We start from the raw sequence: 26,185 nt of genomic DNA, 5'->3' as shown, positions 1-26,185 counted from the left end.
AGCCAGATTGTACCGGTTGATACGTCGTTCGATCGTAAGCGTCGAAAAGGCCCATTAGTTCAACTCCGCAAGGCGAGCGGCAATCACATGTTCCATCGCGTCGACCACGATCGCGTTGCCGGGTTCTTTGGTGCGCTCAAAATAATTGTGCTGTTCGTTGATCGTTTTGTTCGTGCCGGCGGCGCTCCGCACTTCAATTCCATCCGGCGTGTATTCGGTCAGGGAAAGCAGCGTTTCGCCAGCAAGGATGCGCTTAGCGACTTCGGCCTTGCTGATCGGACCAAGCATCAGGAACTCGTTCTCGCGGCCCTGCTCGCTAAGCGCTTCGATCACTTCGGCCGAAATGGCGTTTGATCGATAATGGAATACCCCGCGCGCGTTCTCATGACGCGCGAATCCGATCGGCGTCGGCAATTCGGTCGTGCCGACTGGAAACATCTGCACGTCGCGTTTTCCGGCGAGAAGCTGCGCCTGTTGAAGCGCGAGCGTCGCGGCCCTCTCGGGAATGCATTGACCGATGTCGGAATAGGTTTGCGAGCCCATGTTAGATGATCCTCAGAATCTTGTTCACGACGATAGACGGCTGCACGATCGTGACGGGTGTACTCGTGCCGCCTTGCGGCGAGCCGGTGAATGTTGATGCGGCCTGAGAAGCGCTAATCGAGGCGCCTCCGTTGCTACCAGCCGGAAAACCGCCGCCGCCCGTGGTGGTGCTGCCACTGATGGCATTGTGCGAAATGGAGATTGCACCATTGGTTACGGTGCCGGCAGGCGTATAGGGCGGCAGGTTCGCGGTTACGAGCGCCTGATTCTGTGCACCTCCGACCGAGCCGAGACCATTCGCCAACACGCCGTTGATGCGACCAGCTTGGATACCACCCATGTTGTCGGCCGCGACACCGATGCGTCCGCGGAGGTCGGGAATATTGAACGTGGTCGAACCATCGCCGGAGCCATAAGTGATGCCGACCATTGCGAAGTATGACGCATAGGTCGTGCGGCTGATCGCCTGGCCGAACGGGAAAACGAACGAACTGTTCGGCGCAGTCGAGCCGGTAAAGTCGAGCATTGCCCCGACCGGGATCAAGTACGGACTCGCGCCGTAGAAGCTTCGCAAATAGAGCGCGTGGTCGGTGTTGTTGTAGAGCGCTACGTAAGGTGTGCCCTGCACCAGGACGCCGGCCGGCAACTCCACGCCGGGTGCCGAGCGCAACGGCAGGTTGGCGAATCCGTCGACCGTCATCGTCACCGGTCCGATCGCATTGGTGACGTGCGGCGTGAATCCAATGATCTGGTTGTGGAAGTTCGCGAGCGTGTCGAACCCCTGGTTGCTCGCGACCTGATAAGCGGCCGAAGTTCCAGTGGTCAAAATCGATCCGGAAATGTCGTCCCTGTAGCACGCAACCGCGGCCATCTCGGCGCGACTCGAGTCGTTAATCTGGCTCGGCGGCATTCCCTCGGCCCATCCGACCGTGGGGCAGGCCGATGCGTTCAAATTAGCCGTCTTGGAAAAATGAATAACACCGGGCATCAGGCTTCCTCCACCTGGTCGGCGAGATACTGGACGTCGACAATGGCCCCGCCTTCGATCCGTGCGTAACGGCGCTTGCCGCCAGCAAGTGCATCAGGAAACAGAACGCCTTCGAGCATGGCGACGGTGATCGCGGCGTGCCTTAACCAGGCGCTTGCCTTCATGCCGCGGCGGGAAGCAGCATCGACAATCGCGTCAACCAGCTCCGGCTGCAATCTGACCCGCAAAGTGCGGGAATGCACCAGCGGTCGTTTCTGGTGATCGTGGGCGGCTTCTGCCGTCATGATCTGCGTCCCTTCGAAACTGAAAAATCCCGCCTGGCTTTTCAGGGCCAAGACGGGTTGCTGTGGTGGTTGCGGTAAGAACCGTTTGTAGCCCTAATGTCCCACACAAAACTTAGCGAAACGACAACGGCGTAAGCCGTTGTGGCGTGACCGAACTACAGAACCGGTGCTTGTCGTCGCGCAGCGCGAGGAATCTCAATGAGATGCGCAGAAGAGCAGGGCACTTACTACCGGATTTACTACCAACGGCATCAGTAGGGCGGCGCGGGCAGCGCGATCGGTCGCGCAAACTCGGCGCGCAACGCGTGCTCAATAGTTTCGAACACCAGTGACGGCGCTACGCCATCGGGCGCGGTTGCTTGGATGATATCGAGAACGCGACGCAACGTTGCCCATTCGTCCGGCTCTAAGCCGCCAGGCGCCGTCTGCGCGACGTTGAGGAAGATATCCTTCGGCACCAGGCCATACGCGATCGTGGCGAGCTTCGCCGGCTCTTCGATCGCCAAGCGCTTCAACACGTCTTTGCCGCACGCTTCCCACACGTCGGCAATGTCGGCGATCAGCTTTTCCGCGATCTTCTGGCGCGCGCCGGGCGGCCTGCCGGCGGCGTTGCCGCTCTGGCCAGGTTTCCACGCCGTGCTCGGCAGATGTCTGTTCGTCTGTTTATTCACGTGTCGCACTCTCAACAGTTATTTGCACTAAACGCGGCAGTTTCGCCTCGTTGTGCTGTTTCCAGGGTCGTTTGTCGGACTGTCGGATTCCCTAGTGAAAGACCCCCTCCGACAACCACTGCTGCTGCGTAAACGCAGCGCAGCAAGTGTGGTGCTGTCGGAATCGTTTGTCGGAGTCCGACAGCCTTGTTTTGCAGGGTTTTTCGCGCGTTCTGTCGGAGTCTTGTCGGACTTTTGTCGGATGCATTTCACTTCCTTCCGGGCACTGGAAAAGGAAACGCGTTGTCGGACCCCTCCGACAGCGATTTATCCCGGTCCAAGGCGTTCAATTCCTTCTCGCCCTTGCTCGTCAACTTCAATTTGAACCCGCTGTCGTCGACCATCTTCCGCGAAACCAATCGTTTGATGCGGCTTGCGACGGTGTCGTGATGGCATCCGAGACGAGCGGCGCGCTTTCGTGTTGCGTCGCCGGGATGGTCGCCGATATCCCGGAGCATTTGAATTTCGGCGGTCTCGCTTTCCGCCGCCTGCGCCGCCGCGCCGGCTTCGCTAACGATGTGAGCAACAACGGTTGGCATCGGGCGCCCGTCTTCGTCGACCAACCGCGGGTGATCGCGCACTACATGCAGCCCGAAATGTATGGGCGAAAGCTCGGGGCCGCGAAACTTGCCCACGGTCTGCATTGCGATCGTCGTGCTGACGCGGGCCGCCCCTAGATTGCCGTCAACCTCATTCAAGAACGCACCGCCGCCGCGCGGAACCATGTCGCCGATCTCTTTTGCATTCTTGGTCGGATGGCAGAGCACCATGACGCAGGGTTCACCAGGCAGGTTGACCAGTGAACGCAGCGTGCGCGCGTGGTTGCCGGCCTGCACGTTGTCGTTATCGTTATCACCCTCGAAATAGGCCGCGGCGGTGTCGACGACGACAAACGACAAGCTAACACCGCGTTCGGCAAGCTTGCGGGCAATGCGCTCCGCTGTTTTCGAAAGAGGCGTTACGCCGTAAACGAAGATGACGTTAGTCTTTTTAGGGTCGATTCTCATCTCTCCGCAGAGACCGAACCATCTGGCCTTGACGTCGTCGGGGTTCTCGCCCGCGAAATACAACACCCAACCGCGCTTGACGCGCCGAGCGCCGAGCGCTTCTCCGGTCGCAACGTGCGCAGCAAAGAGCAACCCGATTGCGGTCTTTCCTGTGCCGGTCTGAGCGGTCATCGAATAGCAAAAACGACGTTGCAAGATGCCGTCGATCAGATAACTAGGCGGTCGAAAATCGTCGCCAAAGTTTTCGGGGAAACACAGTTCCGGCGTCGGCAGGTCGTCATCTTGGTCAATCGAGGGTAGCGGCACGCCAGGCGCCAAAGGCGGCGACGCGATGGCGGGCAGGGTGGCAAGCTGCGCCACACCGCCGAACATTGAAGCGACCGATTGGCGAACTTTACCGGTCCAACCGAGATCATGTGCGCGCCGCATGAACGTGGCCAGGGTCACGGCGCCTGGCTTGGCGTCGGTCGCGAAGCTGCGCCATTTGGTTTCGATGACGTCCGGCGTAACGGTGTCGTTATGTGACAAGGCCCATAGGAGCTTGCCGTCATCGCCGAACTCGGCGCGTAGCGCCATGCCGAGTTGGCACCAATCGTCATACGAGTCGAACCCGTCCCGCTCATTGAGCCAGTTGACCAGGGTGGCAACGTCGCCGCGATCGAACGTGCCCACCTTTGCCACGGGCGCTTCCACCGGAGCGCGCTTGCAGAAATCGAGCACGAACTCCGGCACAGCGTAGACCGTGGCATCCTGGAAAACGTATTTTCCGTTGCCGACAGCGCTCCCCGGCGCCAGTGCTTGCTTGTTGCCTGCGAGTATGTCGACGCCCTTACCGAGAGCGCCGGCCGTGTTACCGGCAAGCGTCATTGCGTCGACACCGGGAGGGACGCGCAGATAGATGTGTTGTCCACCGCTCGGCGTCGTCACGTGATGCGACAGGGCGTCGATGCCGTTGTTGCGGCACCAGGTATCGACGCGTAGCCGGACGGCGTCTAGGCCGCCATGCTTCACGTCCAGATCAATGATGACAAGTCCGGAGGCCCCAGCGTGAACGCCGATATTGAAGCCTTCCGATACCCATTGTTCCCAATCGACTCGATCACGGCTCCAAAGATTCTGCCATCCTTCACCCACCGGATTTTTGGCACCAGGATGAACTTTGACCAAGGCAAGGCCGAGCGGTTCGGCGAAGTCGAAGAATTTAGTTGCATCTGCAACCTTTTCGTGGTAGGAGTTTGGCAATGCAGTTCTCGCAAGGCTGCCGAAGATTGAAATTGAAACCCGCCCGGCCTTGAGCAAGCCGCGGCGGGTTTTCGTTAGTGAACACCGGTTGGCTCCAAAACGAAGAAGCGAATACGCGCGCCATTTTCAAAAGCGACGTGAATGCGCAGTTGTTCGCCCTCGGGTACCGGACCCTTCAAGCGTTCGAACATGCGGATTTCCTTGGCCGTCGCGGGGCGAACTTCGGTTTGGCTCATGACGCGACGGCTTCAATACCGAGAATTTTGCGCAGCGCTGCGGTCGGTACAAAGAGACTTCGGCCGACCTTTATTGTCGGAATGTCGCCGTTCTTTGCAGCCGCGTAACTGGCCTGCCGGGCAAGTCCAAAGCAGACGCGGCCGACATCAGGGATCGAGGCGGTTGGGCGTGATAGCAGCATTTTCAACTCGTCATTCATGACCGAAGCCTTTCGGGGTGAGTGGTACGTTTTGTACCCAAAGCCTGCCGGCAGAATCTAAAATAGTTAGTTAAGGTACATTTTTGTACCAATCGCGTTTAGCCCGTGCTATTGTGAGTTTCGAAGCAGGAGAGATCACATGGCACGTAAGCCAGTGGAAGCGACGCATTTGCGCCTTCGGATTTATCCGATCCAATTGGCCAAGCTGGAAAGCGCGGCTCAGAAGAACGGGCGTACCCTCACGGGCGAGATCACGCACCGCCTAGACGAGTCGTTTAAGCGCGACAATTTAGCCGAAGCCCTTGAGAGGTTTTCGAATCAGGTCACTGCGAAAGTCATCGCTGCACTAAAAAGGGGCGAGAAATGAAGGGGCATGTCACGCTACAGGGCAAAGTCTGGTACGCGGTGATTGATACCCGCGATGCAGAGGGAAAGCGCAAGCGCAAATGGCATAAGCTACCGGATGCCAAGGGAAAGCGGGAGGCGCAGACCGCTTGCAGCAAGCTCATAACCGAAATGGGCAGCGGCGATTATGTTGAGCCCTCCAAGACGACCTTGGCGCAGTTCTTTGATCGGTGGCTCAAGCATATCAGGCCGAACGTCTCGCCACGCACCCATGAACGCTATGAGCAGATCGCCACGAAGAATATCAACCCGTTGCTTGGCGGCAAGGTGCTGTCAAAGCTCCAACCGATCGACATTAGCGGAGCATATGCCACCGCCCTGGAAAGCGGCCGGTGCGACGGGAAGGGTGGTCTATCACCCCGGACGGTTCATCATATGCACCGCGTGCTGTATTCCGCCCTTGACCAAGCCGAGCGCTGGAAACTGATCGTCCGGAACCCGGCGGCGCTTCTCGAAAAGCGGGATCGGCCCAAGATCGAACGCAAGCCGGTGCCGACGATCGACGCTCCGACAACCGCCGTCGTGTTTGATGCCGCCCGTGAACGGCGCCTGTTCGTTCCCTTGATTCTGGCTACGTTGTGCGGCTTGAGGCGCGGCGAGATTACCGCGCTCCGCTGGCGGTCGGTCGACCTTGATTCGGGTCAGCTTGCAGTGGTTGCCAGCACCGAACAAACCGATGCCGGCGCGATCCGCGAGAAGGAAGCGAAGAGCGGGAAGGCGCGAACCGTGGCGCTGCCGTCGCTTGCCATTGATGAGTTGCGCCGCTGGCGGCTTGATCAGGCCGAAGAGCTTCTGCGGCTCGGCGTCCGCGCAGACGACAATTGGCACGTCGTTACGCAATTCGACGGCTCGCCGTTGCAGCCGCGCAGTCTGACGCATGTCATGTCGGCCTTCCTCAGCGAATGGGGCATGACGCTGCACAAGATGCGGCACACTCACGCCAGCCACATGCTGGCTGCCAAGGTCCACCCAAAGGTCGTCCAGGAGCGGCTAGGGCACTCTTCGATTGCCATCACCATGGACATTTACAGCCACCTGATGCCGAACATGCAGGGAGAAGCTGCCGCGGCGGTTGACGTGGCCCTGCGCGCCGCCATAAACAAGCGCGCCGACGACGTTGGGTAGTAAAGCGGTAGTAGCGTGCTCTGTTCGTTCACTCCGCCCCACTGCTAACCCATTGAAATCGTTGCTACGGAAGGGTGGCCGAGTGGTTTAAGGCACCGGTCTTGAAAACCGGCGTACCCGCAAGGGTACCGTGGGTTCGAATCCCACCCCTTCCGCCAGTGACTGTTCCAGCGCGATCCGACTAAGTCCAAAAAACCAAATAAAACGGTCACTTAAGCCGACGAGACGAGCCCGGAACGGTAGTAGATGGCCTAGCCACCGAGCGCTGAACGGGGTAAATACCGGGGTATCCGATTGAGAAAATGGGGTATCCGAAGTGGCCGGGGAAAGACTGCTTTCCGACAGCGCCTGCAAAAACGCCAAGCCCAAGGGCCAGCCCTACCGGCTCGTAGATGGTGGCGGCCTTTATCTCTTCGTCACCCCCGCAGGCAGCAAGATATGGCGATATAGGTACCGCCTCGGGGCCAAGGACACGTTTTTTACGGTCGGGCACTATCCAACTGTCAGCCTGTCAGACGCGAGAACCGCAAGAGACGAGGCACGAGACGCTAAACGGCAGGGCCAAGACCCTACGGAACGTAGGAAACGGGACGCGGTCAAAGCGGCCCGAGCCAGCACCGACACCTTCGAGCGGATCGCGCGGGACTGGCACGCACTGAACAAGGAAAGGTGGAGCCCGCGCCACGCGTCGGACGTCATCGGCTCGTTGGACCGCGTGTTCTCCGCCATAGGCGCGTTGCCCGTGACCGCGATTGAACCGCCCCACGTCATCGAGGCTCTACGTCCTATCGAAGCCACGGCCCGCGAGACGGCGCACAGGACGCGTCAGCGCATCAGCGAGGTTTTCCAATACGCCATCGCGTGCGGCAAGTGCGTCAATGACCCAGCAGCCACGGTCAAGCGGGCATTGGCGCCAATCAAGCGTGGCAAGCAGCCAGCCGTCACTGACCTTGGCGAAGCTCGCGCGATGCTCCGTAAGGCCGAAGCTGAACCAGCCCACGCGGTAACGAAGCTGGCGCTGCGTTTGCTTGCATTGACGGCGCTACGCCCCGGAACGTTGATTACGACACCATGGGACGAGCTTCGGGCGGCGAAGGACAACGTCTGGCGTATTTCGGCGGTGAGGATGAAGTTGACGAAGGACCGCAAATACGATGACGCGAACGATCACCTTGTGCCGCTGTCGACGCAGGCGCAGGACGTGATCAAGGCTCTGCATTCGATTACTGGAAGCGGACAGCTAGCTTTCCCGAACACCCGTCACGTCCATAAGCCAATGAGCGAGAACGCAATTGGCTACCTACTTAACCGGGCCGGGTATCATCACAAACATGTCCCGCACGGCTGGCGATCAACGTTTAGCAGCGTCATGAACGAGCGCTTCCGCGCCGATCATGCCGTCATTGAGTTGATGTTGGCGCACAAGCCGGAGAACGCGGTGAAAGCGGCGTACGACCGCGCGCTGCATCTGCAGCGACGCATGGAGCTTGCGCAGATCTGGGCGGACCTGATTTTGGAGGGAGCAGAGCCAGCGAAGACATTGCTGGAGGGGCCACGTAGGTAGCGACAGAGTTTCTGCGGACACCTTGGGAACGGCTATAACGACTGCGGTCGAGGCGTAAGAGAATTTCGCGATACACCTACAAATATGCGGTGAAATCGGCTATAAGAACCGTGCGACGATTTATCGATACACTGGAAAAATACGCCGTTTCGTGCTATGAATTCGACTTGCAATCAGCGCCGCGAAAAGTTTCCGGCATCATAGATCGCCTCCGTTCGCTCAAGCGTCGGGGGCGTAAGTGTTTCTAGAGGGGAAGAAATAGGGCGAGTCGCCCTATGTATGTGGGGGAGAATGACTACCGCTGCAAACGACAACTGGTTGCCTGCGAGCATCGATCCGTTGCTACGCTTGCCAGCCGTACTTGCTGCGACGGGCCTTAAGCGATCGTCGTTGTACGTCATGATGAAGGATGGACGTTTCCCGACTGCTGTTCGTTTAGGTCCGAACAGCGTTGCTTGGCGCGCGTCTGCAATCAAGGCATTCAACGATAACTTGCCGGACGCGGCTTAGCTCACACACCGCACATACGCAATCGCAGCACCGCTCCACCGGGCGGTGACGAATTCGCGCTCGCAAATTTTGGAACAGGAATGTGGGGGGGCGATGCAGCACAGATAGCACATAAACTACCAAGCGTAACAACGGAATGGGCGACCGTCGATAAGGCGGCGCAAACATATTGATCGAAAGAATATGGATGAGAACAGTTACAGACGAAGTCGGCACATCGCCTCCGATCATTGCCATTGAAGATGGGCAACGACGATCAGCCAACATTGGCAGCGAAGCCCTTGGACACGTCGTCGCGTTGAGCGGTCAGCGTGTCTGGCGCGACTACGCATTGCGACCGGACGAGCCCGTGAAGGCCGGCAAAGCATTAAATACGCTAGACAACGGGCCGTCGTTGACGTCAGCAAACGACAACGTACCAGCCAAGCTCGAACGATATCACTTGAAAGAGATGTACGAGCGCGGCGAACTCGGTATCAATGAGATGGAGAACCGTCGACATTGGTTCGCTGCACAACGTTTAAAGACAGAACTGGCCATCGCAGATGGTGACCCTGTGGAAGCGAACGATTGGCGGGAGGTTAGGTTGTCGTTCCTTGAGGGCTTCTCCGGCGATGTTTCATCTGTCGACACCGATGACGCATTGGCGTTGTCCGATGAACTTGAATTCGAAGATACGGACACACCCGCAGAATGCGGAGTTGTCGATAACGTGGATGATACACCGACTGCTCTGCGGATTCTGTATGCCCGCGAGGTCACCGACCTCGCTGCCGACGTGCTTGGAGATGACTTCGAATTGCTGCGCGCCGTGATCGCGCGCAATTGGACAGCACGAATGGTGGGCGAGACTGAAGGATTTACAGACCGAGCCAGCGCTAGCGCGTGCGGCAAGGGAATGCTTCGCGCCGCTCTTCGCAACTTGTCTCGCTTCTATGCCGGCCTAGATCGGTTGGAAGAGAAGGGCGAGCGACCGCAAGACCGTTGGCCGTTGGTAGGTACGCTGAACTGGCCAGCCGTTGTATACCCGCCAAATAGTGGCGGCAGGTGCGCCTCTTATTGGAATCAAGCACGCGGGCCGGTTATCAAGGTGGCCGCTTAGTCATTGGTATGTCTGAGCTTTTTCTGTGTCGACACCACGTAATAGCGATGGGCTATTATAAGAATAGAAGTTGAGTTTTCAGCCCGGCTTCGATTCTTTCGAGACTTAGCCCGGCTCCGGCCGGGTTCCTTTCCAGAACATTTTCACGCGGCCTGTCCCTGCCGCGCCATCGCAGCCAACTGCGATGTAGGGCGCAGCACGTAATCGCGACGTGCTGCGTCCCTTGCTCATTTCGCGAAAAAACTTTGAACGTTCTCCAATGAACAGAAAGGCAGGCCGGCCTATGGCCGCCTATGACTTGATACCACTACTGGCAGTCCTCTTCGGCTTGTCCGAGTCCTACGTCGAAACGATCTACCGGCGCCTGAACGAGGCCGGTGTAATTCCCCGCTCAGCGGGCCGGGCGCGTGAACTGCTTGACAGCCGGCACATCGCGCTTTGGACTTTCGCGCTGCTTGCTGACGTCCCGTCACGCGCGGCGGCTGACGCGGCGGTAACATACTTCAACCTACGGAACAGCGTAGGCGTCAAGGCTGGTACGACGTTCGCACGTTGGCTCGACTCCTTCGGTGGTGCGAAGGAAGTTCTGACGGCACAGAGCGACGATAGCGCGCACATGCTTGACCTCCAAATTGCATTGCACGCTAGCAGAAGCCGTCTCGAACTTGATTGCGGAGCCAGTCCGCGAATTCGCATTGTAGCCGACGCTACGGACGGGCTGCAGGCCGAATCAATCTACGGGCCGCAAGACCGGCCGTGGAAGGACGACAACGTTCGAAAGACTTTCTCGTTGCCCGGCAACATCATTCAACGCTTGGGCGTGGCGCTGCATAAGGCAGCGTAACCTATTTTCAACTACACAGGATATTTCGATATGCAAACACTTTCCGACTATTCACCCATCGTGCGCGCCGACGAAGAGCGTGCAGCTAAACTTCAGGCCGAACGGGCCGCGCTTGTTGCCAATGCCGACGACCTGTGGAAGATGAAAGGCGCTACCGAAGATCGCGAGAAGCGCGCTGCCATGATAGCAGCCGGCGAGACCCCACCGCCACGCGAGAGCATTAACGCGGCGATTGAAAATCTAAAGGGTCAAATCGCCGACTACGACGCCGCTATTGCTCTGCACGCAAAGAACTCCGCTGTGAAGAGCGCGTCAGAGACGGCTCGCTATCTCAAATCCAAGCGGCCAGAGTTTAACAAGATCGCGAGCAGATTCACGGACGGCCTTGCACAGACGTACGCTGCATACGTAGAATTGGATGACTGGAAGGGCCAACTTCTTTCAGAATCGATCGGCTACTATCCGCACATTCTCGATTTCGCGAACGAAGCAGAAGCCATATTTGGCCCCGCGCGCGAGAAGGGTGGCGCTCTCGGCAATCTGTTCCGCGCGCTTGTTGCGGGTGGCCATCTTTCGAGCGTGCCAGAGGAGCTTCGCTGATGTCGGACTACAAAGAATATTCTTGCGCCAGCATCAAGCGATTTGACTTCTCAAGTTTACCTCCCGGAGTTTTCGAGTTGAAGGGTGGAAAGATTGTCTGTCTCGAAGAACATTCATCTGAAGTCGACGCCGCAGGCGACAAGTTCGTTGAAGCTCTTAAGCGGCTTGCGGAGGAGCCGTGAGCGTCAACATAGCTGACGATGGGTCGATTTGCGGTTGGGCTTCAGTATACGGCGTTCGAGACAGTCATGCTGATGTTGTCGAACGCGGCGCTTACACCGATACGCTTAAGGATTGGGCTCGCAAGGGCAAGCTTCCGTGCATGATGCTAATGCATAACATGGGGCCTCTTACTAGTGACATGCTTCCGATAGGCCGCTGGACGAAAATGGTGGACGACCCGTACGGGCTTTGGTGTGAAGGGCAATTGTCGCTGGGCAACTCGACCGCGCGCGATATTTACGCCTTGATCAAGGATAAATGTCTCGACGGGCTTTCGATAGGTTTTTCACCTGTCAAATTCCAAATGATGCCGCGCAACAGCGACATTAAGCGGAAGCTGATTTCCGTTAAGCTGCACGAGGTCTCGGTAGTCACGAGCCCATCGAATCCCGAATCACTTATCACCCGAGTCAAATCGCACGACGACGAAGGCGCGCGGCTGAAGCGCGCGCTGGCCGAATTGGCGGCGGCTGTGCGCTCGTAAAAACACGTTGGCGCCTTTGGCCGGATGTACGCCGGGCGCCACCAATTCATTTCAGAAAGAGACTATGAGAGAGAATGAACTTAAGAAGTCTGTCAAATACGCGCTGAACCATGCCATTCCGTGGCGCGCGTCATTGCAATCAAAGTTTCCTGAAGATCCGCGTAACGCGCTGGCCGTCGATTTGCTGAAGAGATTTTCCAACGAGGCCGAGAGCATGACCGAATATCAATTGGGCCTGCTTGACCCGCATTTCTCTTGGGCCGACGAGTTCTGGCACGCGACATTGCGGACGGTCGTTAGGCGAGTGGGATATCAGCGCACAATCCGAACGTTTGATGACTTTGTGAATACGCTTGTGTCCTATCTGCAGCAAGTGAAAGCCGCTGCCTGATGAGTATTGACGACACGCTGCCAGATCCTGCGGACGTTGAGCGGCTGTTCATTGAAAATGTTAGTGATGGATTCGGTGTCAGAACGTGGCTTGAAGAACGCGATATTAATCCGGCGCGCATTGGTAAGGCCGCATTGATCACTTACGGCTTCGTCTGGAATTCCGTGACGGGCCGGTATGACTTCACTATCTATCCGCAGGAACACGTCGGGCCAAAGTATTGCGCATTCGCGGTGCCGGTCTATGAAGGAGGCCAATTCGTCGACTTGCTCCTGATCGGCGATGACGGGTCATTTGAAACAGTATCGTGCCGCGCCTCGTGGCTTGGTCGGGACAACATCAATCAGTCGACGATTCGTCTTCACGCGCATCCGCTGAACTGGCTTCAGTCCGGCTGCACGGGGGTTTGCCACATCGCCTCGATTAGCCGGGCGGCATTGAAGGAACTCGTCGCTGTTCAGCGGATCGAATGCAGCGATATCCGTACGGCTATGGAAGCGTGGGATTGGGGCTTCGGTGACGATGAAGGACTCTCGCGCTTCTGGATAGACGATACCGTTGGGTCCATTCGTACTTACTTTGAGGCGGACGCCCGTTGGCGGATAGCAACAATTGCCGCAATCCCGGAGGCGTTTAGGTGACATATAGTCTAGCAGAATTATTTCCGGCTGGCGCGGCTTGGGTTGATAGCCAGGTTAAGCCTAGAACCCTTCAAGCACCGCTGCTCGCGCCGTTGCCGGTAATCGACCCGCGCGATTGGCAAGGTAAAGCGGTCCCGGAGCGCCAATGGTTCGTCGAGGGCTGGATTCCGCACCGTACGGTAACGAACCTCAGTGGCGCGGGTGGGTCGGGTAAGACCGAAATCGTTTTGCAATTGATTGTGGCTTCATCGCTTCGCATTCAGTGGTTCGGGAAGGATGTGGCGGAAGGGCCATGTCTCTACTTCGGCGCTGAAGATGAAGCGGATGAACTACATAGGCGGTTGGAGACAATTGTCACGTATGCAGGGCGAAAGCTCTCGGACCTTGAAGGCGTCCGGCTGATCCCTCTGGCTGGTTCTGACGCCGTGCTGGCCGAGCCAGATCGTACCGGCAATCTGAAGGCCACAACAATCTTCGCCAAACTGGAAGCGCAGGCAAGAGCTTTGCGCCCGAAGCTGATTGTCATTGATCCTAGTGCTGACGTATTCGGCGGCGATGAAATCAACCGGGCTCAGGTCCGCAAGTTTGTCTCAATGCTTCGGGGGTTGGCTATAGATAACGATTGCGCCGTTTTGCTGTTGAGCCATCCAAGCCTTACCGGCTTGAACAGCGGGACGGGTACTTCAGGCAGCACGGCTTGGAATAACTCCGTGCGAAGCCGGCTCTACATGGAGGTAGTCGACAAAGACCCGGACGCGCGCGTTCTGAAAGTCGTCAAGGCGAACTATGGGCGCACTGGCGAGATGATCCCGATGCGGTGGGATAACGGGGTGTATGCGCTCGACAACGGGCCTGACCCGGCAGTTGAACGGCTCGTCAATAAGAGCGTGGATGACGTCTTCATGTCTGTGTTCTTGAAGCTGACTGGACAAGGTCAAACGCTTGGCCCGAACGTCGGCCCGTCCTACGCCCCGAAGAAGATATCGAAGCATTCCGACGCAAAGGGGTTCGATACCCAAAGGCTAGCCGGTGCAATGCAGCGGTTGCTAGATGTTGGCTTGCTTCGGATCGAAGTGACTGGCCCGCCGTCGCGTCGGTATACGCAATTGGTGGCGACTTCGAACTGAGGGTTCGAATTGGGTTCGAACGACTTCGAATCCCTTCGAACTGCCTGTCCACACACTCCCCCATACCCCCTGTGCGGTTCGAAGCCCGCACTGGGGTTCGAACCCCAGCGGCCCGCGAACCGGCAGAGATGGATGCAGGGCGGTGGTCGCCCTTCAAATGCGCTGGCGTGGCTCGTGATGCGTTCGAGGCGCTGGCCAGTGTCTGCGTCAGGGCCGCTGTCTAGTCGCTCCACCCGGGCCGCCTGTGGTCGGTAGCGGCTCGCCGGGAGCCCGATCAAGCGGTTCATGTGGTCTAGCAAGGCCCGTCGTATACGGCGGCGCGTCGTTGCTCGCCGTCCGAAGGTTGACCTTTTCCATCGTGATTGCACACGCGATCACGATGACGGCGCCCAGGGCGAGCGCAAACAAAATCAAGGCTGTCCGATGCTGATCCATCGAGAACCCTCCGCGAAGGGTAAGACGCCAAGGCATGAAATAAAATAGCGCTGACCGTGCTGTAACGCCATCGAAACAACCACGAAAGGAAACAATGCCAACACGACCACAGCAATTCCGGCCACCTCAATGGAGGCCGTACGTCCGACCCGTCTTCAAGTCAGACGCCTTTTACAAGTCTGCCGGCTGGCGAACGCTACGAGCCGCGTGCCTGCAGCGCGACGGTAACCGGTGCACAGAACAGTTCTGCACCACACCGACCGACCGTCTAACAGCGCATCACATCATTGAACGCGGTACGCCCGGTTCGACCGATACCTTGGCCAACCTGCGTACCCTGTGCATGCGCTGCCATAACCGGCAGCATGGCCAGCGAGGCCGGCGCGCGCTGTGAAGGCTCGCGCTCTACGCGGCAGCCGCTGAGGGGTAGGGGCGGTCGATTCCTCAGCGAAAAGGCCCTGTTGTCCGATGGGCCCCAAATTTTGCATATCCACAAAATGGGGAGATTTACTCACGGTGGCCAAACCACGACATTGCGCAGCGAACACACGGCAAAAGATTTGTCGCGCCTCATACGGCCGCGTGTCTTTGCATCCTCAATCGCGGCATCAATCGTTTCGTGTCTGCTGAGAGCGGGGCCGAGCAGGGCGCGGTCACGCTCCGACGCGTGCTGTTCGTGGACTGAATAGGGCGGCTGGTCGTCGCCCTCAATTATCAAGTTCTTCGACATGGCAGGCTAGGAAGCTGATCCAAAGTCATTGTGGTGCAGTGGCTCACATCGTCGGTGCCGAAAAGGCCGGGAATAAGGCAATGGTTCCCTGCACAGGGACCGCAACAACTCGACGCGTGCACGGGCAATTGCACGCAACACAAGGGGCAGCCAGTCGGCTACCTTTTTCATTTGGAGAACACATTGACTGAATTCTTTTATCCATATGGTGGCGGGGAGGGCGACTATGAAACCCGCAAGACGGTTCGCGGCGTCGATACCTTCGTCAAGCTGAACTGCAATGGCGACAAGCGAACAGTCTTGGCTGCGACGTCGTAGCCTGTTTCGCGATTGACCCGACACGCGCACGGGTATTTTGCGCGCTCAAAGGAAGTTTCAGAATGCCAATTTTTACCGCCATCGCCGCAGCAATCACAACAGCATTAAGCACGTTTACCATCGGATCGCTGGTAACGCCCTGCATGGAGATTGTCGACGAGGAGGAGATTCAGTCGTGACCGCTTTCAACGTCTATGTCACTCCCAATGCTGCGCACATCTTCAGTGACGGCGCCCATTTCGATCGTTCTCATGACATGGCGATCATAGGCTTTGGCTCCAAAGTCGTTCCTTTGATGCCATATCCTGCGGCGGTGGGCGCCACCGGCAAGGCGTTCATTCCGAACTTGATTGGTACCGCGCTCGCGGACATCAAATTCGCCAGTTTTGATGACATGCTTTCGGGTTTTCCCGACGTGGTGCAGGCCTTCATACATCACGCTAAGGCGCATGTCGGGGACTGGGGAACGTTTCGAGCCGGCCTAGTTGGATGGTCACCAGCGGAAGACCGTCCGATGCTGTCAATCATCGAGAGCGATGGCACGACGGTGGCAGCGCCAACGCAACTGGAGCAGTACTTCGATCCTCCCATTCAGGGAACGTTCAATCTTAATACAAACAACCCAGCCGAAACAGGATTGAAGCTCTTGGAGCAACAGCGTCTGTTGCGTGGCCGCGAGCGCGGGAGTGCTTCAGATCGAACATTCCACGGCGTCGGTGGTTTTGCGCAGCACACCATCATAACGAAAGACTCGATTGAAATGCGTGTTTTGAAGACGTGGCCTGAAGATAAAATCGGGCAGCATATTATGCCGGAGAGGGCGGGCTAATGGCCGAAGGCGATATCGTTCGCAGAGTGACAATCACTGCGACCGGCGAAGGTATCGACAGTACGACAAGTTCTGTCGAGTCCCTTAGCGATGCAATTTCAAAAGTCGGGTCGAATTCAGACCTTTCACTATCTGCCCTTGTCGGGCTTGGCGCCGGCGCCGCTGGCGCATTGGCGACAATCAGCGGCTTCGTTGATTACATAGCACGCGCCAACAAAGAACTAGCCGATATGAACACAACGGCCCGTGAGGCCGGCTTGTCGGTTCGGGATTTTCAGGTTGCGGCATACGGCGGACAGGTGAACGGCCTGAACGTGGAACAGATCAATTCCGGCCTGACTAAATCTGCACAACTTCTCAACGACGCGCAGCGTAACGCCAATACGCTTTCAAAAGAATTCGAGGCGAACGGGCTTAGCATCAAGAGCGCAAACGGACAGTTGCTGACTGAGACTCAGTTGTTGACGACTGCAGGTGATTTGGTGCGTAGGGCTCAGACCCCGCAAGATCAAATCGCGATTGCGCAGATGCTGGGCTTTACCAAGGAATGGATTCCGTTTCTTGAGCAGGCGGCGCACGGATTCGACGGCATACGCAACGCCGCTGAAGAAGCGGGCGTTGTTGTCAGCGAAGAGACAATTCAAAAGGCTGTGGAGTTTGACGAACGTTGGCGCAAGTCCAGCGTTGAGTGGTCAATGTACATGAAGGCTGCGTTTGATGAAGCGTTGCCGTATCTCGATAGCCTGATTGAAAAGGCTGCGAAGTTTATCAAGTCGGTCGACCCTGCGCAAATTCAGAAAGCCAGCGACGAAAGCTTTAAGAAGTTCGAAGCAGCGACCGGGATTCCCGCCGACGACGGTGTTATTACGATCAATACCGATAAGCTTGAGGGCGCCTTTAAGGAATGGCACGACTCGCCAGTATTCGAAACCGGCACTTGGAAGAATTTTGGTCGCGCTATTTGGGACGGGTTTTCGTTCCAGAACGGCGAACAAGCCGCAGCAACAATTCCCGGCTACGCGGCTAGCCGCATTGTCGAGCCGTCATATCCGACTGCGTCGCAGATGGACGCTGCATTCGATAAGGCAAATCCTCCGGACCCCGGCTCTAGGCAACACCCGTTAGCCGGCCTGACTGCAGACGATTACGAGTCTCTGACGCCTTCCAAGGTGGCAGGCCGGGATAGGTCTGATGATGCGCTCGACCGCGCAACGGAGGCGCTGCAGAAATATGTGAAAACGCAAACCGCTGCTGCCGATTCTGTCGGTACGACGGCCGATAATATTGAACGCCTCAAGGCGATGGCACAATTGGAAGCCGCAGCCGAGAAAGAGGGCATTAGCTCCACCGATAGGCGGCGCGACGGGTTCGAGCGGCTAGCGCAATCGGCCGGTGATGCAGCGCTAGCGCTGGAAAAAGCGAAGATTGCGAACAGTATTGACTATTCCAGACAAACGGCTCTGCTGTCTCCGCAAGACGTGCAGATTGCTACGTCCCTGAAGAACATCTACCCGGACGTTACGACGGCGCTTAACAGCGCCGAAGCCGCACAAATGCGGATGAATAACGCTGTCAAGGATTTCAGTAACGAGGCGCGTACCGACATTACAGGCTTTGCGACGGACCTGATGCACGCGCAGCGACAAGGCGAAAGCTTCTGGCAGTCGTTTACTACGGCCGGGTCAAACGCGCTGAACAAGATTGCAGATAAGCTTATGTCTATGGCTGTCGACAATCTTTGGTCAAAGGCATTTGGCGGAACGTCGTTCAACCTGTTCGGCGGTTCATCCGCTCCAACTTGGTCTAGCGGACTCGGCGCCGGAACAGGTGGGCTGTCGTTCCCTATGTTTGCAGACGGCACGGACAACGCACCGGGCGGTTGGTCAATCGTTGGCGAGAAGGGTCCGGAATTGGTCAATCTCCCGAAGGGGTCGCAGGTGCTGCCTAATGGCGTGATGCCGGGCGGCTCCGTGAACGCACCTGTCAACGTTACCATTGACGCACGCGGCGCCGACGAAGCTGGGATGGCTAGAGTGCAACAGCAAATCGCAGATTTGAAGGCGTCACTACCGGGCACAATCGTTAAAACAGTCACGCAAGCAAAGAAGATGCGAGCGCTCTAAGGAAAGGGCAGGGAGCGGCCTTCGGGCCGTTCCTCTTATTTGATGGGAGTATAGATTGACGAGTCTGAACTTAAGATGGGTTCGATTAAGTTACTGGCGGATCGAGTCGATAGGCTGCGGAATTTGCGTCTATCGAACGGCAAATCCATTCCTCGTTCTTTGGTGGGTGGGCGGTCGCTTAGGCGTTCGTTGGCGGCGCCGATGCAGCAATGACGCCCTTGGTGATAAGGTCTTTAACGTACCAGCGTGACATAGCCGCAAACTCAGCATCGTCTCGAATTTCCTTTACGCGAAGTTCGTCGAGAAGTATCTCGCGATAATTTTGATCAGTCTGGTCAAGTGCGATCTTCAAAATGCGGTGTAGAGCCTTCAGGCGCTCGGTTCGTCTCTCGACTAAGGCGTGGCGATTGAGTGACAAGGCAGCTTCGGTCGCCGTTGCCTTGTTGCTCGCCGGGTCCGGCAATATTGCAGGACCCGCATGTTGAAACAATGCTTCCGGATCATCATCGTAAGGATCGACCAAGCCTTGCTTGACACCTTTGCAGGTGTTGCAAGTCGAGCAAGCGATTGTGAGGTTTTCCCACGCAAACCGGAACTGGATTCCATTGCGTTTGGGCGTTACGTGCTCGATGTCACCTGGATAGACATGGCGGAAGATGCTTTCGCAGTAAGCGCACTTTTCGTTTGTTTCTGCGAGCAACACAGATTTGATGTCTTTATGGCCGTACCGGTTTAACTCCGCTTTACTAGGCTCGGTGCCATTGGTTTCATGGTCGCGCAGCGCTTGCTCCCAAGACGCGCGGTTGTCCCGCAGGATTTGCGGTTCAGGACGTTTATTGAGCTTGATCATTGAGGGCGGGCAATTTCAGCTAGAGCATCGGGGTAATATTCGTCAAAGCCAAGGCTAGATAATTCTCGGCGCAATGCATCCAATAGTTCTGATGTCAGCTTCTGGCCTCTGTAGCGCCCGATAATCCCCTCTAGGTCCTCTTCTACCCATTCCGGCATTGTTGCTGGCACGCCTAGAACTTCACGAAGGATTTCGCTAGCAGTCGCCGCCTTGTTCATCAGCGGTAGCCGTTCGCTGAAGACTCTTCGCTTCGCCGGAAGCGCAACGTCAGCTGTCACAGAGGGAGATTTTGAATCGGCCTGATATCGCAGCACATAAACGTTAGAATCCCGCACGGAAGAAACCATGAACGGACTATGCGTCGCGATAATGAATTGTCCTTTGGGGAACGCGGATAGGAGTCGACGCATCAATGTACGTTGCATTGATGGGTGCAGATGGTTCTCCGGCTCGTCCATCAGAACAACGAATTCAGCTTTGGCTTTCGAAAACATGTAAATACGCCATGCAACATCAATCAAAGTCATGATGCCACCGGACGAGGCGTCCAACATGAACTCTCCGGAATCAGTCACCAACACAACTTCGGGCGATCTGATCGCGATCCTCTGAAATCCTAAACTTGTGGGCAGGAGGCGCCGGAGGATTTCATTGAACCCGAGAAAAGTATCTAGAATCTGCTGGTTTGAGCCGCCAAGAGTTGTGTTTCCCTCGCCAAAAATTGCCATCGAAATAAGCGACTCTTTCATCCGAAAGATTGGGCTAGAACCCGTGTAGCCCCCTTGATACCTAGTCTGCATTTCGCCGTTGTAGTTCGCGAAAGATTGCTCTGCGGTCATAGGTTGCAATTGGATTTGACCTACTTGACTGTAATAAGGGCTAGGCCGATGCGAATCTATGAAGAGTCCTTGAATAGCCCGAGGGTTTGAAAGATTTAGTTCGGACTGCCATGCCCCTCCGCTGAGCGTCAGGGTGCAGCGGTGATTGTCGGTATAGTCAACATAGCCGATTGCGTTGGGTTGCTCTGTCCGGAATCCAAATCTCTTCAACACGTCGTCCCAGAGCCCCGAGACGTACGTTAGAACGCCATCCTTTCTCGTCGGCACGGTCAGGTAGGGGCGCGTCCATCCGATGTGACGACCTAGAATGCTTAGGAGTGTGCTCTTGCCTGAGCCGTTCGCGCCGGTGATGACAGTTAGTTGTGGATGAAAGTCGATGCTGACTGAGTCGAACTGTCGCCAAAGAGCGACTTCAAGGTGCTTAAATTGATTCTGAGTCATCTCGTCCCTAGCTATTTCAAACCACGCTACCAAAGCTCAACTAGGGCGCGAGCGCAAGTCGACTGTAGTATAAAAGCTTGCAGGGATATCATCTGTTGACCTTTATGAAGCGTCGCATGTAGTCCCCAGCCCAACGCCTAGCGGCTTTCCCCTCGACGTGATCGGCGGAATCATGGGCCATGCCCACGTTAACCCGCCGACGCGACCGACAAGCGAATGAAGAGTGCTGGCACGTCTACTATGGTGACGTCCGGGTCGGGACTATCGCGAAGCGATCTGGCAACCCAACGGACTCCGATCCGTGGAGTTGGTCTTGTGGATTCTATCCCGGCAGTAATCCCGGCGAATGTACTTCCGGCACCGCGTCGACATTCGAGAATTCGCGTGCAGCGTTCCTCGCGGCGTGGGAAGTCTTCTTGTCGAAGAGGACGGAAGCTGATTTTGACGAATGGCGGGATCAGCGCGACTGGACGGAACGGAAGTATGCCGCGTGGGCGAGGGGTGAGAGAGTGCTGGTTAGATGGGACGAAAGGCAAAGGGAACAGTAAGCAAATGTCAAATCTCAAGATTGCAAGCGCGCGGCGGCAACTAGGAACCGCGTTAGCGCTATATCTGCAGGACAGCGATCCGGTGTCGGTGCATTGTCTAGCGGGAGGCGGATGCGAATTGATCGAATTTTACGCCAAGAAGGTTGGGGCGCAGCCGTTCACTTCGCACGTTCTCGAAACTTTTCCGGAAATGAATATTCAGGAGATTCGAAGGCTGCAGCGCCAGTTTTGGAATGCGTTCAAGCACGCGACGCACCAACACGGCGGAGCGGAGCGAGATGACGACGAATTGCTGAAGGGGTTCACGGATGAGCAGAACGACCATGCGTTGTTTATCGGCTGGTATGACTACGCGGTTGCTGTGAGCGCGATGCCGGTTGAAGCGCAAGTTCATCAGGCTTGGTACCTCGCAATGCATCCAGATAAATTAGCAGCTCAGTATCCTTCAGACCTCTATGAGAAGGTCTTTCCGAATCTGAAGGGGAGAACACGCGCTGAGCAGAAGCGCATGCTGAACGAAGTTATTGCGCGCACCCTGAAGGACGACGCGGTTATGAGCGATCCTGCAACCGAGAAGGGGCCGCTAGTGGCTGGCTGGCCGCCGAACTAAATAAGGGGGCGCGGAAGAGCGAGCGTATCGTGGGATGTCGTGATTTGTAGCTAGAACAGCTACAGAAGCGCGTTCAACCCTGCATAATTAGCTAAAATCGGAACACCTTTGTGGTTGTGTGGTGAGTTTTGGTGTCGCAATCTTGCCCTGCCGATTCCGGCATGGGGAAGAATCAAAAATGCAAAGCATCACCGAACAGAATAGCAAACTTCTATCCGAACTCGTCAGAGTTGGGCGCATAGATGCGCGAGCTGCTGAGATGCACACAGAGAGCGGAAGGCTTCTGGCGTCGCACGAAGTAGCATTGGAGTTGCGGACCAACATGCGTCGTCACGCGGCTCGCAAGCCCGCCAAATCGTTTAGGATCGAACTCAGTGGGCACGTGTTCAGTGACTGAGCGTACGTTGCCGCATTGGCCTCGCGGGCTGTCGCGCTTGCGCGCGGCGGGCTACATCGGTGTGACGCCGCAAGCGTTCATGCGAATGGTTTACGATGGCCGGATGCCTAAGCCGAAGAAGATTGATGGCGCTGTGCGTTGGGATAAGCTCGCCGTTGATCGTGCGTTTGACGTGTTGTTCGATACCGAGACTAATCTGGCGGGCGAAGAGGTTATCGAGTTTCAGGCTTAGCGTTGGTTTGTGCTTTAGGAAGGCGCAGCCCCGTGGAAAAAGAGGCCGCCTCAGTTGGCGGCCTTATTTTCTGCGTAGGAAAACTAATTGAAATCGTCTTGCATTGCGGCGCCGAATGCCTTGATGGCAGCCTTTTGGTCTGACCGCATCATTGCTTTCGCGATTTTCTCGAACTCGTCCTTGTCAAGTTTGACCATGACGTCGGATACGCCGCCTCCTTTAGAGGCCATCTCGAAGCGGACAAAAACCGATCCAGCTTTGAGATTCCCAAGCTTTGTATTCCACCCGTGTCCGCTCCAGTTGTTGGCGGTTTTCCCGCCGCGAAGCACTTCTATTGCCATTTGTCGACCCATTTCGCGATTAGAAAGGGGCGCCAGATAGCGGCGCAGATTGCGGCGGTATTCGGGCTCGACGACAACAGCAACTTCGTAAGAGCTGATTATTTCGGCTTGCCGCATGCCCGGCCAATGTTGAGGCACGTGGTGCGCTTCAACGCCACGCGACTCCGGTTACAAGGCCCCAGTTGCCATTGGCGTTCGGTCGGCGCCAACGAGGCGTTGGCATATGCCTTAGAGCGGCGAGGGCGTCCGAGTAGCGTGAATACTTGACTTCAGACCCCTTCGGTCCGACCCAATAGCCAGCTGCGCGGCGGCAAGTCAGAGGATCAAAGAGGCTTCCATCACGAGAGACAGGTAGAGACATGAACAATCCTTTCGTTCGCTGGAGTGCTGACTCAGCTATAGCGATCCGAACGTCGCGTGCTCGAAGATTGTTCAAAAAATTCGCCGTGGGGTTTGGAGGACGATACGTCCCCCAAAGCACCGTTCCAATCGGTGGGTATATAAGTGGGTATGTTGTTCGAAAAAGGCGAATTTGTACCGATTAAGCCTTTGATTCTATTAATCGATATGACGGACACCCCTTCCGCCAGTATATTGTTCTCCACTGTTCGCAGTCGTTCGAACTCCACAGCAAAATCAGTGACTTGCGCCGGAAAGCTGTGCTTTGCAGCTCGTCGGTGTTCTTCCTGGTCGGCTCACTGACCGTAGTTTTTGACCGTGGGTTCGGAGGACGTTTTTCCGGAGGGAACAAGGCGCAAACCACTCGACGTGGAGCGCGAAACGAAGCCCGGCAAGTACGCCGATGGCGATGGGCGAACATCGCAGAGCTGGTCATACAGATATTGGAAAGATGGCAAACCCAAGGCTGCTGATAGCCACGGTGACGAGCTACGAGGGATCCGCGCAGCTTGGCACGGACGGAAAGGGCGATCCGTTCGAAGACGACTAGATCGCCAGTCGTAACAGCTGCGCAGGGTGACCATCTGATCTATCCTGGTCGCTTGAGAGAGCCAGGAGCGCGTTTGCAGGTGGCCGCGAGGGGGCCAATTTCTCTGACCCGAGCTCTATGGTGATGAGACAGAACTGAGTTGAACGGCAAAGATCGCTTCCAAAAATGGTCGCAAGGCAGGAGCGTCCCATGGGGGTCTCCCAACTTACGGAGCGCGTTCGGCGCGAACTGACCTATTTGGACTATCCGGCTCGGGAGTGGACTGTCCCGCGATTTAAGGACGGCGTACCAATTCTCGACGTGCTGATTGTTGGCGGCGGACAGAGCGGGCTAGGAATCGCGTTTGGTTTGAGGCTTGAACGTATAACAAACTTCAGGATCATCGATCGGCGCCCGCGCGGTTTCGAAGGCCCTTGGCGCAGTTTCGCTCGGATGAAGCAGCTGCGCACTCCAAAAGAGGTGACTGGCATTGATTTCGGCATTCCAAGTCTAACGGTGAGGGCGTGGTACGAGGAAAAATTTGGGAAGCGAGCATGGGACCACATTGATACGCTCCCTCAGGAAGTATGGCGATCGTATCTGGATTGGTACCGCGATGTTTTGACTCTCCCGGTCGAAAATGACGTCGAGTTGATGCTGATCGAGCCCGTCGACGATATCTTTCTTGCGCATCTCCGTCGTCCCGAGGGGATTGAGCGGGTGCATGCAAGGAAGATCGTTCTGGCAACGGGCTTTGACGGGAGCGGCTGCTGGCGGGCTCCTAAGTCGCTTGTTGCTCACCTTTCAGCAGATATTTATGCGCATTCGGCGGACGACATCGATTTTCGCAAGCTTGCCGGAAAACGCATCGGCATTCTTGGTGGTGGTGCATCGGCTTTTGACAACGCAGCACTCGCACTTGAGGCCGGCGCCGCACGAGTTGACCTCTGCTTCCGCCGTTCGAAGATGCCCCTGGTCAACCCACTTACCTGGATGAACTTTGCCGGTATTTTGGGCCATTTCGGTGACCTGACAGACCTGGATCGCTGGCGATTCATGCGCCACATTCTTGATGAGCTTCCAGTCCCGCCCACACAGGACGCCTATTGGCGATGCCGCAGGTTTGAGAACTTTGCGTTGCACCCCAACTGCGGATGGAATTTCATTGATGAAGCAGGCGGCACCGCGCGGGTGCGAAGTAAGGGTCGTAGCTTTCAATTCGATTTCGTGATCTTTGCAAGCGGAGTGGCGATGGATCTCTCGGCACGCCCGGAGCTCGCCCTATTATTCGAGCAAATTGCTCTTTGGCACGACCGGTTCACGCCTCCAGCCGGCGAGGAGAGCGAGTCGCTCGCCCGTTATCCCTATTTGGGTAAAGCCTTTGAATTCACGGAGCGGCGCCCGGGCGCAGCTCCGTTTCTGCTAGGATTGCACAACTTCACCTTTGGAGCGATGCTGAGCCATGGTATTTCAGGAGCGGCCATCACTGGTATAAAGTATGGGGTGCGCCGGCTCGTAAACGGCATCGCGCGGGATCTGTTTTGCGAGGAGGCGGCCACCTATTATCGTAGTCTGCTATCATATCAGACGCCTGAGCTGCGCACACTTGATAGCGCCTTTGTTTGGTTGAGCAAGCTTGGCAGCGAGGCTCTCAACCTCGAGAGCCTTGTCAATCAGCTTGAGCGATACAAGGTTGCCTCGGTCAGTCGCTCGCTGCAGCGATCGCCGCCTCAGCATGACTCTGCGCCAGTTAAGTCGATTCAGCTTGTGCGCACGAGGCGGCGACCGACTCGGCCCAAGAAGAAAAAGCGGTGAAATTGCAATGGCGGTAGTCGTGAAATGTTCGGCACTTCGGTTGTTTTTGTGCTCCACAAGGCTCTCGGGGCCTACGAGGCGAGTGAGTACTTCTTGCAGAATTGCCGTTTGACTATAGGCGGATCATACGAGAGAATATCCCATTTCTTGCCTTGCAAGTGATCACCGCCTGACGATCAACCCATCGGGGGTAAGCAATGGCTTTCATTGCATTTGCGAAGGTAATCGATTTTGCCACGTTGACTGCTGAGCAACGGAAAGAGCTCAAGACCATTCTCGGCGATCGCGAGAAGCAGCTCAAGAAGGCAATCCGGGATGTGGAGCGCGCCTTAACTAGGCTTGAACGGGCCAGCAGCAAGTCTCGAAAGCGCAAGGCGGCCAAGGGCAGGCGTTGACGTTCGTCGATATGCGCTACGCTTGGGGCAGCGCTCGCTAGAGCATCCGTCACTTAAGCTGAAGCGTATCCGTCGTGGCGGAAGTAGTTTTGGCATTCCTGAGGCGAGAAGTCGTCGATGAGAACGGCG

Annotated in this window: 30 protein-coding genes and 1 tRNA gene; 21 read left to right on the top strand and 10 right to left on the bottom strand. The window is 56.7% G+C overall.

Annotated features, from left to right (window positions below):
- Window positions 1–54 precede the first annotated feature (54 nt).
- The 7 genes from XH88_RS37610 to XH88_RS37580 form a co-directional block, all read right to left on the bottom strand.
- Window positions 55–543, bottom strand: a complete 489-nt coding sequence (locus tag XH88_RS37610) for a hypothetical protein (RefSeq protein ID WP_271673203.1) — start codon at window positions 541–543, stop codon at window positions 55–57.
- Between the two features lies 1 nt (window position 544).
- Entirely contained in the window at window positions 545–1,531 is a 987-nt protein-coding gene (locus XH88_RS37605) for a phage tail protein (protein ID WP_271673202.1), read from the bottom strand.
- The gene (locus XH88_RS37600; protein WP_271673201.1) at window positions 1,531–1,866 is read right to left on the bottom strand and encodes a hypothetical protein; all 336 of its coding nucleotides are present in this window, start codon (window positions 1,864–1,866) and stop codon (window positions 1,531–1,533) included. Before XH88_RS37600 ends, XH88_RS37605 begins: the two co-directional genes overlap by 1 nt.
- A 200-nt stretch (window positions 1,867–2,066) precedes the next feature.
- Window positions 2,067–2,486 (bottom strand): DUF5681 domain-containing protein, encoded by a 420-nt coding sequence (locus XH88_RS37595; protein ID WP_271673200.1) that lies wholly within the window; start codon window positions 2,484–2,486, stop codon window positions 2,067–2,069.
- A 248-nt stretch (window positions 2,487–2,734) separates the two neighbouring features.
- Window positions 2,735–4,774 carry a bifunctional DNA primase/polymerase gene (locus tag XH88_RS37590; protein WP_271673199.1) on the bottom strand — a complete coding sequence of 680 codons (2,040 nt, stop codon included), beginning with the start codon at window positions 4,772–4,774 and terminating at the stop codon, window positions 2,735–2,737.
- 74 nt (window positions 4,775–4,848) lie between these two features.
- Window positions 4,849–5,010 carry a hypothetical protein gene (locus XH88_RS37585; protein WP_271673198.1) on the bottom strand — a complete coding sequence of 54 codons (162 nt, stop codon included), beginning with the start codon at window positions 5,008–5,010 and terminating at the stop codon, window positions 4,849–4,851.
- Window positions 5,007–5,210, bottom strand: coding sequence for a DNA-binding protein (locus tag XH88_RS37580; protein WP_271673197.1), 204 nt, complete (start codon window positions 5,208–5,210; stop codon window positions 5,007–5,009). Before XH88_RS37580 ends, XH88_RS37585 begins: the two co-directional genes overlap by 4 nt.
- 139 nt (window positions 5,211–5,349) lie before the next feature.
- On the opposite strand from XH88_RS37580, the gene XH88_RS37575 reads away from it, so the two are divergent.
- The 17 genes from XH88_RS37575 to XH88_RS37500 all read left to right on the top strand — a co-directional run bounded on the left by XH88_RS37575 (window position 5,350) and on the right by XH88_RS37500 (window position 18,660).
- Entirely contained in the window at window positions 5,350–5,577 is a 228-nt protein-coding gene (locus tag XH88_RS37575; RefSeq protein ID WP_271673196.1) for a hypothetical protein, read from the top strand.
- On the top strand, window positions 5,574–6,740 hold the full coding sequence (locus XH88_RS37570; protein ID WP_271673195.1) for a tyrosine-type recombinase/integrase: 1,167 nt from the start codon (window positions 5,574–5,576) through the stop codon (window positions 6,738–6,740). Before XH88_RS37575 ends, XH88_RS37570 begins: the two co-directional genes overlap by 4 nt.
- A 68-nt stretch (window positions 6,741–6,808) precedes the next feature.
- Window positions 6,809–6,898, top strand: a tRNA-Ser gene (locus XH88_RS37565).
- Between the two features lie 158 nt (window positions 6,899–7,056).
- Window positions 7,057–8,304, top strand: coding sequence for a tyrosine-type recombinase/integrase (locus tag XH88_RS37560; RefSeq protein WP_271673194.1), 1,248 nt, complete (start codon window positions 7,057–7,059; stop codon window positions 8,302–8,304).
- 279 nt (window positions 8,305–8,583) lie between these two features.
- Window positions 8,584–8,814, top strand: a complete 231-nt coding sequence (locus XH88_RS37555; RefSeq protein ID WP_333909292.1) for an AlpA family phage regulatory protein — start codon at window positions 8,584–8,586, stop codon at window positions 8,812–8,814.
- Window positions 8,815–9,001: 187 nt separating this feature from the next.
- A complete protein-coding gene (locus XH88_RS37550; protein WP_271673192.1) occupies window positions 9,002–9,916 on the top strand; it encodes a hypothetical protein in 915 nt (304 codons plus the stop codon).
- A gap of 283 nt (window positions 9,917–10,199) precedes the next feature.
- Complete coding sequence (locus XH88_RS37545) at window positions 10,200–10,760, top strand: hypothetical protein (protein ID WP_271673191.1); 561 nt, start codon at window positions 10,200–10,202, stop codon at window positions 10,758–10,760.
- A gap of 30 nt (window positions 10,761–10,790) precedes the next feature.
- Window positions 10,791–11,360 (top strand): hypothetical protein, encoded by a 570-nt coding sequence (locus XH88_RS37540; RefSeq protein ID WP_271673190.1) that lies wholly within the window; start codon window positions 10,791–10,793, stop codon window positions 11,358–11,360.
- Entirely contained in the window at window positions 11,360–11,542 is a 183-nt protein-coding gene (locus tag XH88_RS37535; RefSeq protein ID WP_271673189.1) for a hypothetical protein, read from the top strand. Before XH88_RS37540 ends, XH88_RS37535 begins: the two co-directional genes overlap by 1 nt.
- Window positions 11,539–12,066: an HK97 family phage prohead protease gene (locus tag XH88_RS37530; protein WP_271673188.1), complete on the top strand. Its 528-nt coding sequence runs from the start codon at window positions 11,539–11,541 to the stop codon at window positions 12,064–12,066. Before XH88_RS37535 ends, XH88_RS37530 begins: the two co-directional genes overlap by 4 nt.
- A 64-nt stretch (window positions 12,067–12,130) precedes the next feature.
- On the top strand, window positions 12,131–12,457 hold the full coding sequence (locus tag XH88_RS37525; protein WP_271673187.1) for a hypothetical protein: 327 nt from the start codon (window positions 12,131–12,133) through the stop codon (window positions 12,455–12,457).
- Window positions 12,457–13,098 (top strand): hypothetical protein, encoded by a 642-nt coding sequence (locus XH88_RS37520; protein ID WP_271673186.1) that lies wholly within the window; start codon window positions 12,457–12,459, stop codon window positions 13,096–13,098. The genes XH88_RS37525 and XH88_RS37520 overlap by 1 nt, the downstream gene beginning before the upstream one ends.
- Window positions 13,095–14,225 (top strand): AAA family ATPase, encoded by a 1,131-nt coding sequence (locus XH88_RS37515; RefSeq protein ID WP_271673185.1) that lies wholly within the window; start codon window positions 13,095–13,097, stop codon window positions 14,223–14,225. Before XH88_RS37520 ends, XH88_RS37515 begins: the two co-directional genes overlap by 4 nt.
- A gap of 529 nt (window positions 14,226–14,754) precedes the next feature.
- On the top strand, window positions 14,755–15,054 hold the full coding sequence (locus tag XH88_RS39370) for an HNH endonuclease (RefSeq protein ID WP_442868521.1): 300 nt from the start codon (window positions 14,755–14,757) through the stop codon (window positions 15,052–15,054).
- 519 nt (window positions 15,055–15,573) lie between these two features.
- Entirely contained in the window at window positions 15,574–15,708 is a 135-nt protein-coding gene (locus XH88_RS37510; RefSeq protein ID WP_271673184.1) for a hypothetical protein, read from the top strand.
- A 175-nt stretch (window positions 15,709–15,883) separates the two neighbouring features.
- Window positions 15,884–16,537 (top strand): hypothetical protein, encoded by a 654-nt coding sequence (locus XH88_RS37505; protein WP_271673183.1) that lies wholly within the window; start codon window positions 15,884–15,886, stop codon window positions 16,535–16,537.
- Window positions 16,537–18,660 carry a hypothetical protein gene (locus XH88_RS37500; protein WP_271673182.1) on the top strand — a complete coding sequence of 708 codons (2,124 nt, stop codon included), beginning with the start codon at window positions 16,537–16,539 and terminating at the stop codon, window positions 18,658–18,660. Before XH88_RS37505 ends, XH88_RS37500 begins: the two co-directional genes overlap by 1 nt.
- A 178-nt stretch (window positions 18,661–18,838) precedes the next feature.
- On the opposite strand, the gene XH88_RS37495 is transcribed toward XH88_RS37500, so the two are convergent.
- A complete protein-coding gene (locus tag XH88_RS37495) occupies window positions 18,839–19,510 on the bottom strand; it encodes an HNH endonuclease (RefSeq protein ID WP_271673181.1) in 672 nt (223 codons plus the stop codon).
- A complete protein-coding gene (locus XH88_RS37490) occupies window positions 19,507–20,790 on the bottom strand; it encodes an AAA family ATPase (RefSeq protein ID WP_271673180.1) in 1,284 nt (427 codons plus the stop codon). Before XH88_RS37490 ends, XH88_RS37495 begins: the two co-directional genes overlap by 4 nt.
- Window positions 20,791–21,342: 552 nt before the next feature.
- Here XH88_RS37490 and XH88_RS37485 point away from each other — a divergent pair.
- Together XH88_RS37485 and XH88_RS37480 are read left to right on the top strand one after the other, a co-directional pair.
- On the top strand, window positions 21,343–21,948 hold the full coding sequence (locus XH88_RS37485; protein WP_271673179.1) for a hypothetical protein: 606 nt from the start codon (window positions 21,343–21,345) through the stop codon (window positions 21,946–21,948).
- A 389-nt stretch (window positions 21,949–22,337) separates the two neighbouring features.
- Window positions 22,338–22,577: a hypothetical protein gene (locus XH88_RS37480; protein WP_271673178.1), complete on the top strand. Its 240-nt coding sequence runs from the start codon at window positions 22,338–22,340 to the stop codon at window positions 22,575–22,577.
- 83 nt (window positions 22,578–22,660) lie between these two features.
- On the opposite strand, the gene XH88_RS37475 is transcribed toward XH88_RS37480, so the two are convergent.
- Complete coding sequence (locus tag XH88_RS37475) at window positions 22,661–23,035, bottom strand: hypothetical protein (RefSeq protein WP_271673177.1); 375 nt, start codon at window positions 23,033–23,035, stop codon at window positions 22,661–22,663.
- Window positions 23,036–24,056: 1,021 nt separating this feature from the next.
- Between XH88_RS37475 and XH88_RS37470 the strand changes: the two genes are divergently transcribed.
- A complete protein-coding gene (locus tag XH88_RS37470; RefSeq protein ID WP_271673176.1) occupies window positions 24,057–25,661 on the top strand; it encodes an NAD(P)-binding domain-containing protein in 1,605 nt (534 codons plus the stop codon).
- A gap of 197 nt (window positions 25,662–25,858) precedes the next feature.
- A complete protein-coding gene (locus XH88_RS37465; protein ID WP_271673175.1) occupies window positions 25,859–26,056 on the top strand; it encodes a hypothetical protein in 198 nt (65 codons plus the stop codon).
- Window positions 26,057–26,185 lie beyond the last annotated feature (129 nt).

This window comes from Bradyrhizobium sp. CCBAU 51627, from assembly GCF_028128765.1.
In the GTDB taxonomy this organism is placed as follows: Bacteria; Pseudomonadota; Alphaproteobacteria; order Rhizobiales; family Xanthobacteraceae; genus Bradyrhizobium.
Note: the sequence above shows the minus strand (reverse complement) of the source record. Positions and strands in the feature narration are given on the sequence as shown.

Bases quoted from the DNA above. Each gene is read 5' to 3' on its own strand.
- XH88_RS37490 (WP_271673180.1), bottom strand. From the start codon at position 20,790: ATGACTCAGAATCAATTTAAGCACCTTGAAGTCGCTCTTTGGCGACAG.
- XH88_RS37495 (WP_271673181.1), bottom strand. From the start codon at position 19,510: ATGATCAAGCTCAATAAACGTCCTGAACCGCAAATCCTGCGGGACAAC.
- XH88_RS37520 (WP_271673186.1), top strand. From the start codon at position 12,457: ATGAGTATTGACGACACGCTGCCAGATCCTGCGGACGTTGAGCGGCTG.
- XH88_RS37585 (WP_271673198.1), bottom strand. From the start codon at position 5,010: ATGAGCCAAACCGAAGTTCGCCCCGCGACGGCCAAGGAAATCCGCATG.
- XH88_RS37485 (WP_271673179.1), top strand. From the start codon at position 21,343: ATGTCAAATCTCAAGATTGCAAGCGCGCGGCGGCAACTAGGAACCGCG.
- XH88_RS37570 (WP_271673195.1), top strand. From the start codon at position 5,574: ATGAAGGGGCATGTCACGCTACAGGGCAAAGTCTGGTACGCGGTGATT.
- XH88_RS37555 (WP_333909292.1), top strand. From the start codon at position 8,584: ATGTGGGGGAGAATGACTACCGCTGCAAACGACAACTGGTTGCCTGCG.
- XH88_RS37500 (WP_271673182.1), top strand. From the start codon at position 16,537: ATGGCCGAAGGCGATATCGTTCGCAGAGTGACAATCACTGCGACCGGC.
- XH88_RS37550 (WP_271673192.1), top strand. From the start codon at position 9,002: ATGAGAACAGTTACAGACGAAGTCGGCACATCGCCTCCGATCATTGCC.
- XH88_RS37535 (WP_271673189.1), top strand. From the start codon at position 11,360: ATGTCGGACTACAAAGAATATTCTTGCGCCAGCATCAAGCGATTTGAC.
- XH88_RS37465 (WP_271673175.1), top strand. From the start codon at position 25,859: ATGGCTTTCATTGCATTTGCGAAGGTAATCGATTTTGCCACGTTGACT.
- XH88_RS37525 (WP_271673187.1), top strand. From the start codon at position 12,131: ATGAGAGAGAATGAACTTAAGAAGTCTGTCAAATACGCGCTGAACCAT.
- XH88_RS37545 (WP_271673191.1), top strand. From the start codon at position 10,200: ATGGCCGCCTATGACTTGATACCACTACTGGCAGTCCTCTTCGGCTTG.
- XH88_RS37540 (WP_271673190.1), top strand. From the start codon at position 10,791: ATGCAAACACTTTCCGACTATTCACCCATCGTGCGCGCCGACGAAGAG.
- XH88_RS37470 (WP_271673176.1), top strand. From the start codon at position 24,057: ATGGGGGTCTCCCAACTTACGGAGCGCGTTCGGCGCGAACTGACCTAT.
- XH88_RS39370 (WP_442868521.1), top strand. From the start codon at position 14,755: ATGCCAACACGACCACAGCAATTCCGGCCACCTCAATGGAGGCCGTAC.
- XH88_RS37605 (WP_271673202.1), bottom strand. From the start codon at position 1,531: ATGCCCGGTGTTATTCATTTTTCCAAGACGGCTAATTTGAACGCATCG.
- XH88_RS37610 (WP_271673203.1), bottom strand. From the start codon at position 543: ATGGGCTCGCAAACCTATTCCGACATCGGTCAATGCATTCCCGAGAGG.
- XH88_RS37580 (WP_271673197.1), bottom strand. From the start codon at position 5,210: ATGAATGACGAGTTGAAAATGCTGCTATCACGCCCAACCGCCTCGATC.
- XH88_RS37475 (WP_271673177.1), bottom strand. From the start codon at position 23,035: ATGCGGCAAGCCGAAATAATCAGCTCTTACGAAGTTGCTGTTGTCGTC.
- XH88_RS37575 (WP_271673196.1), top strand. From the start codon at position 5,350: ATGGCACGTAAGCCAGTGGAAGCGACGCATTTGCGCCTTCGGATTTAT.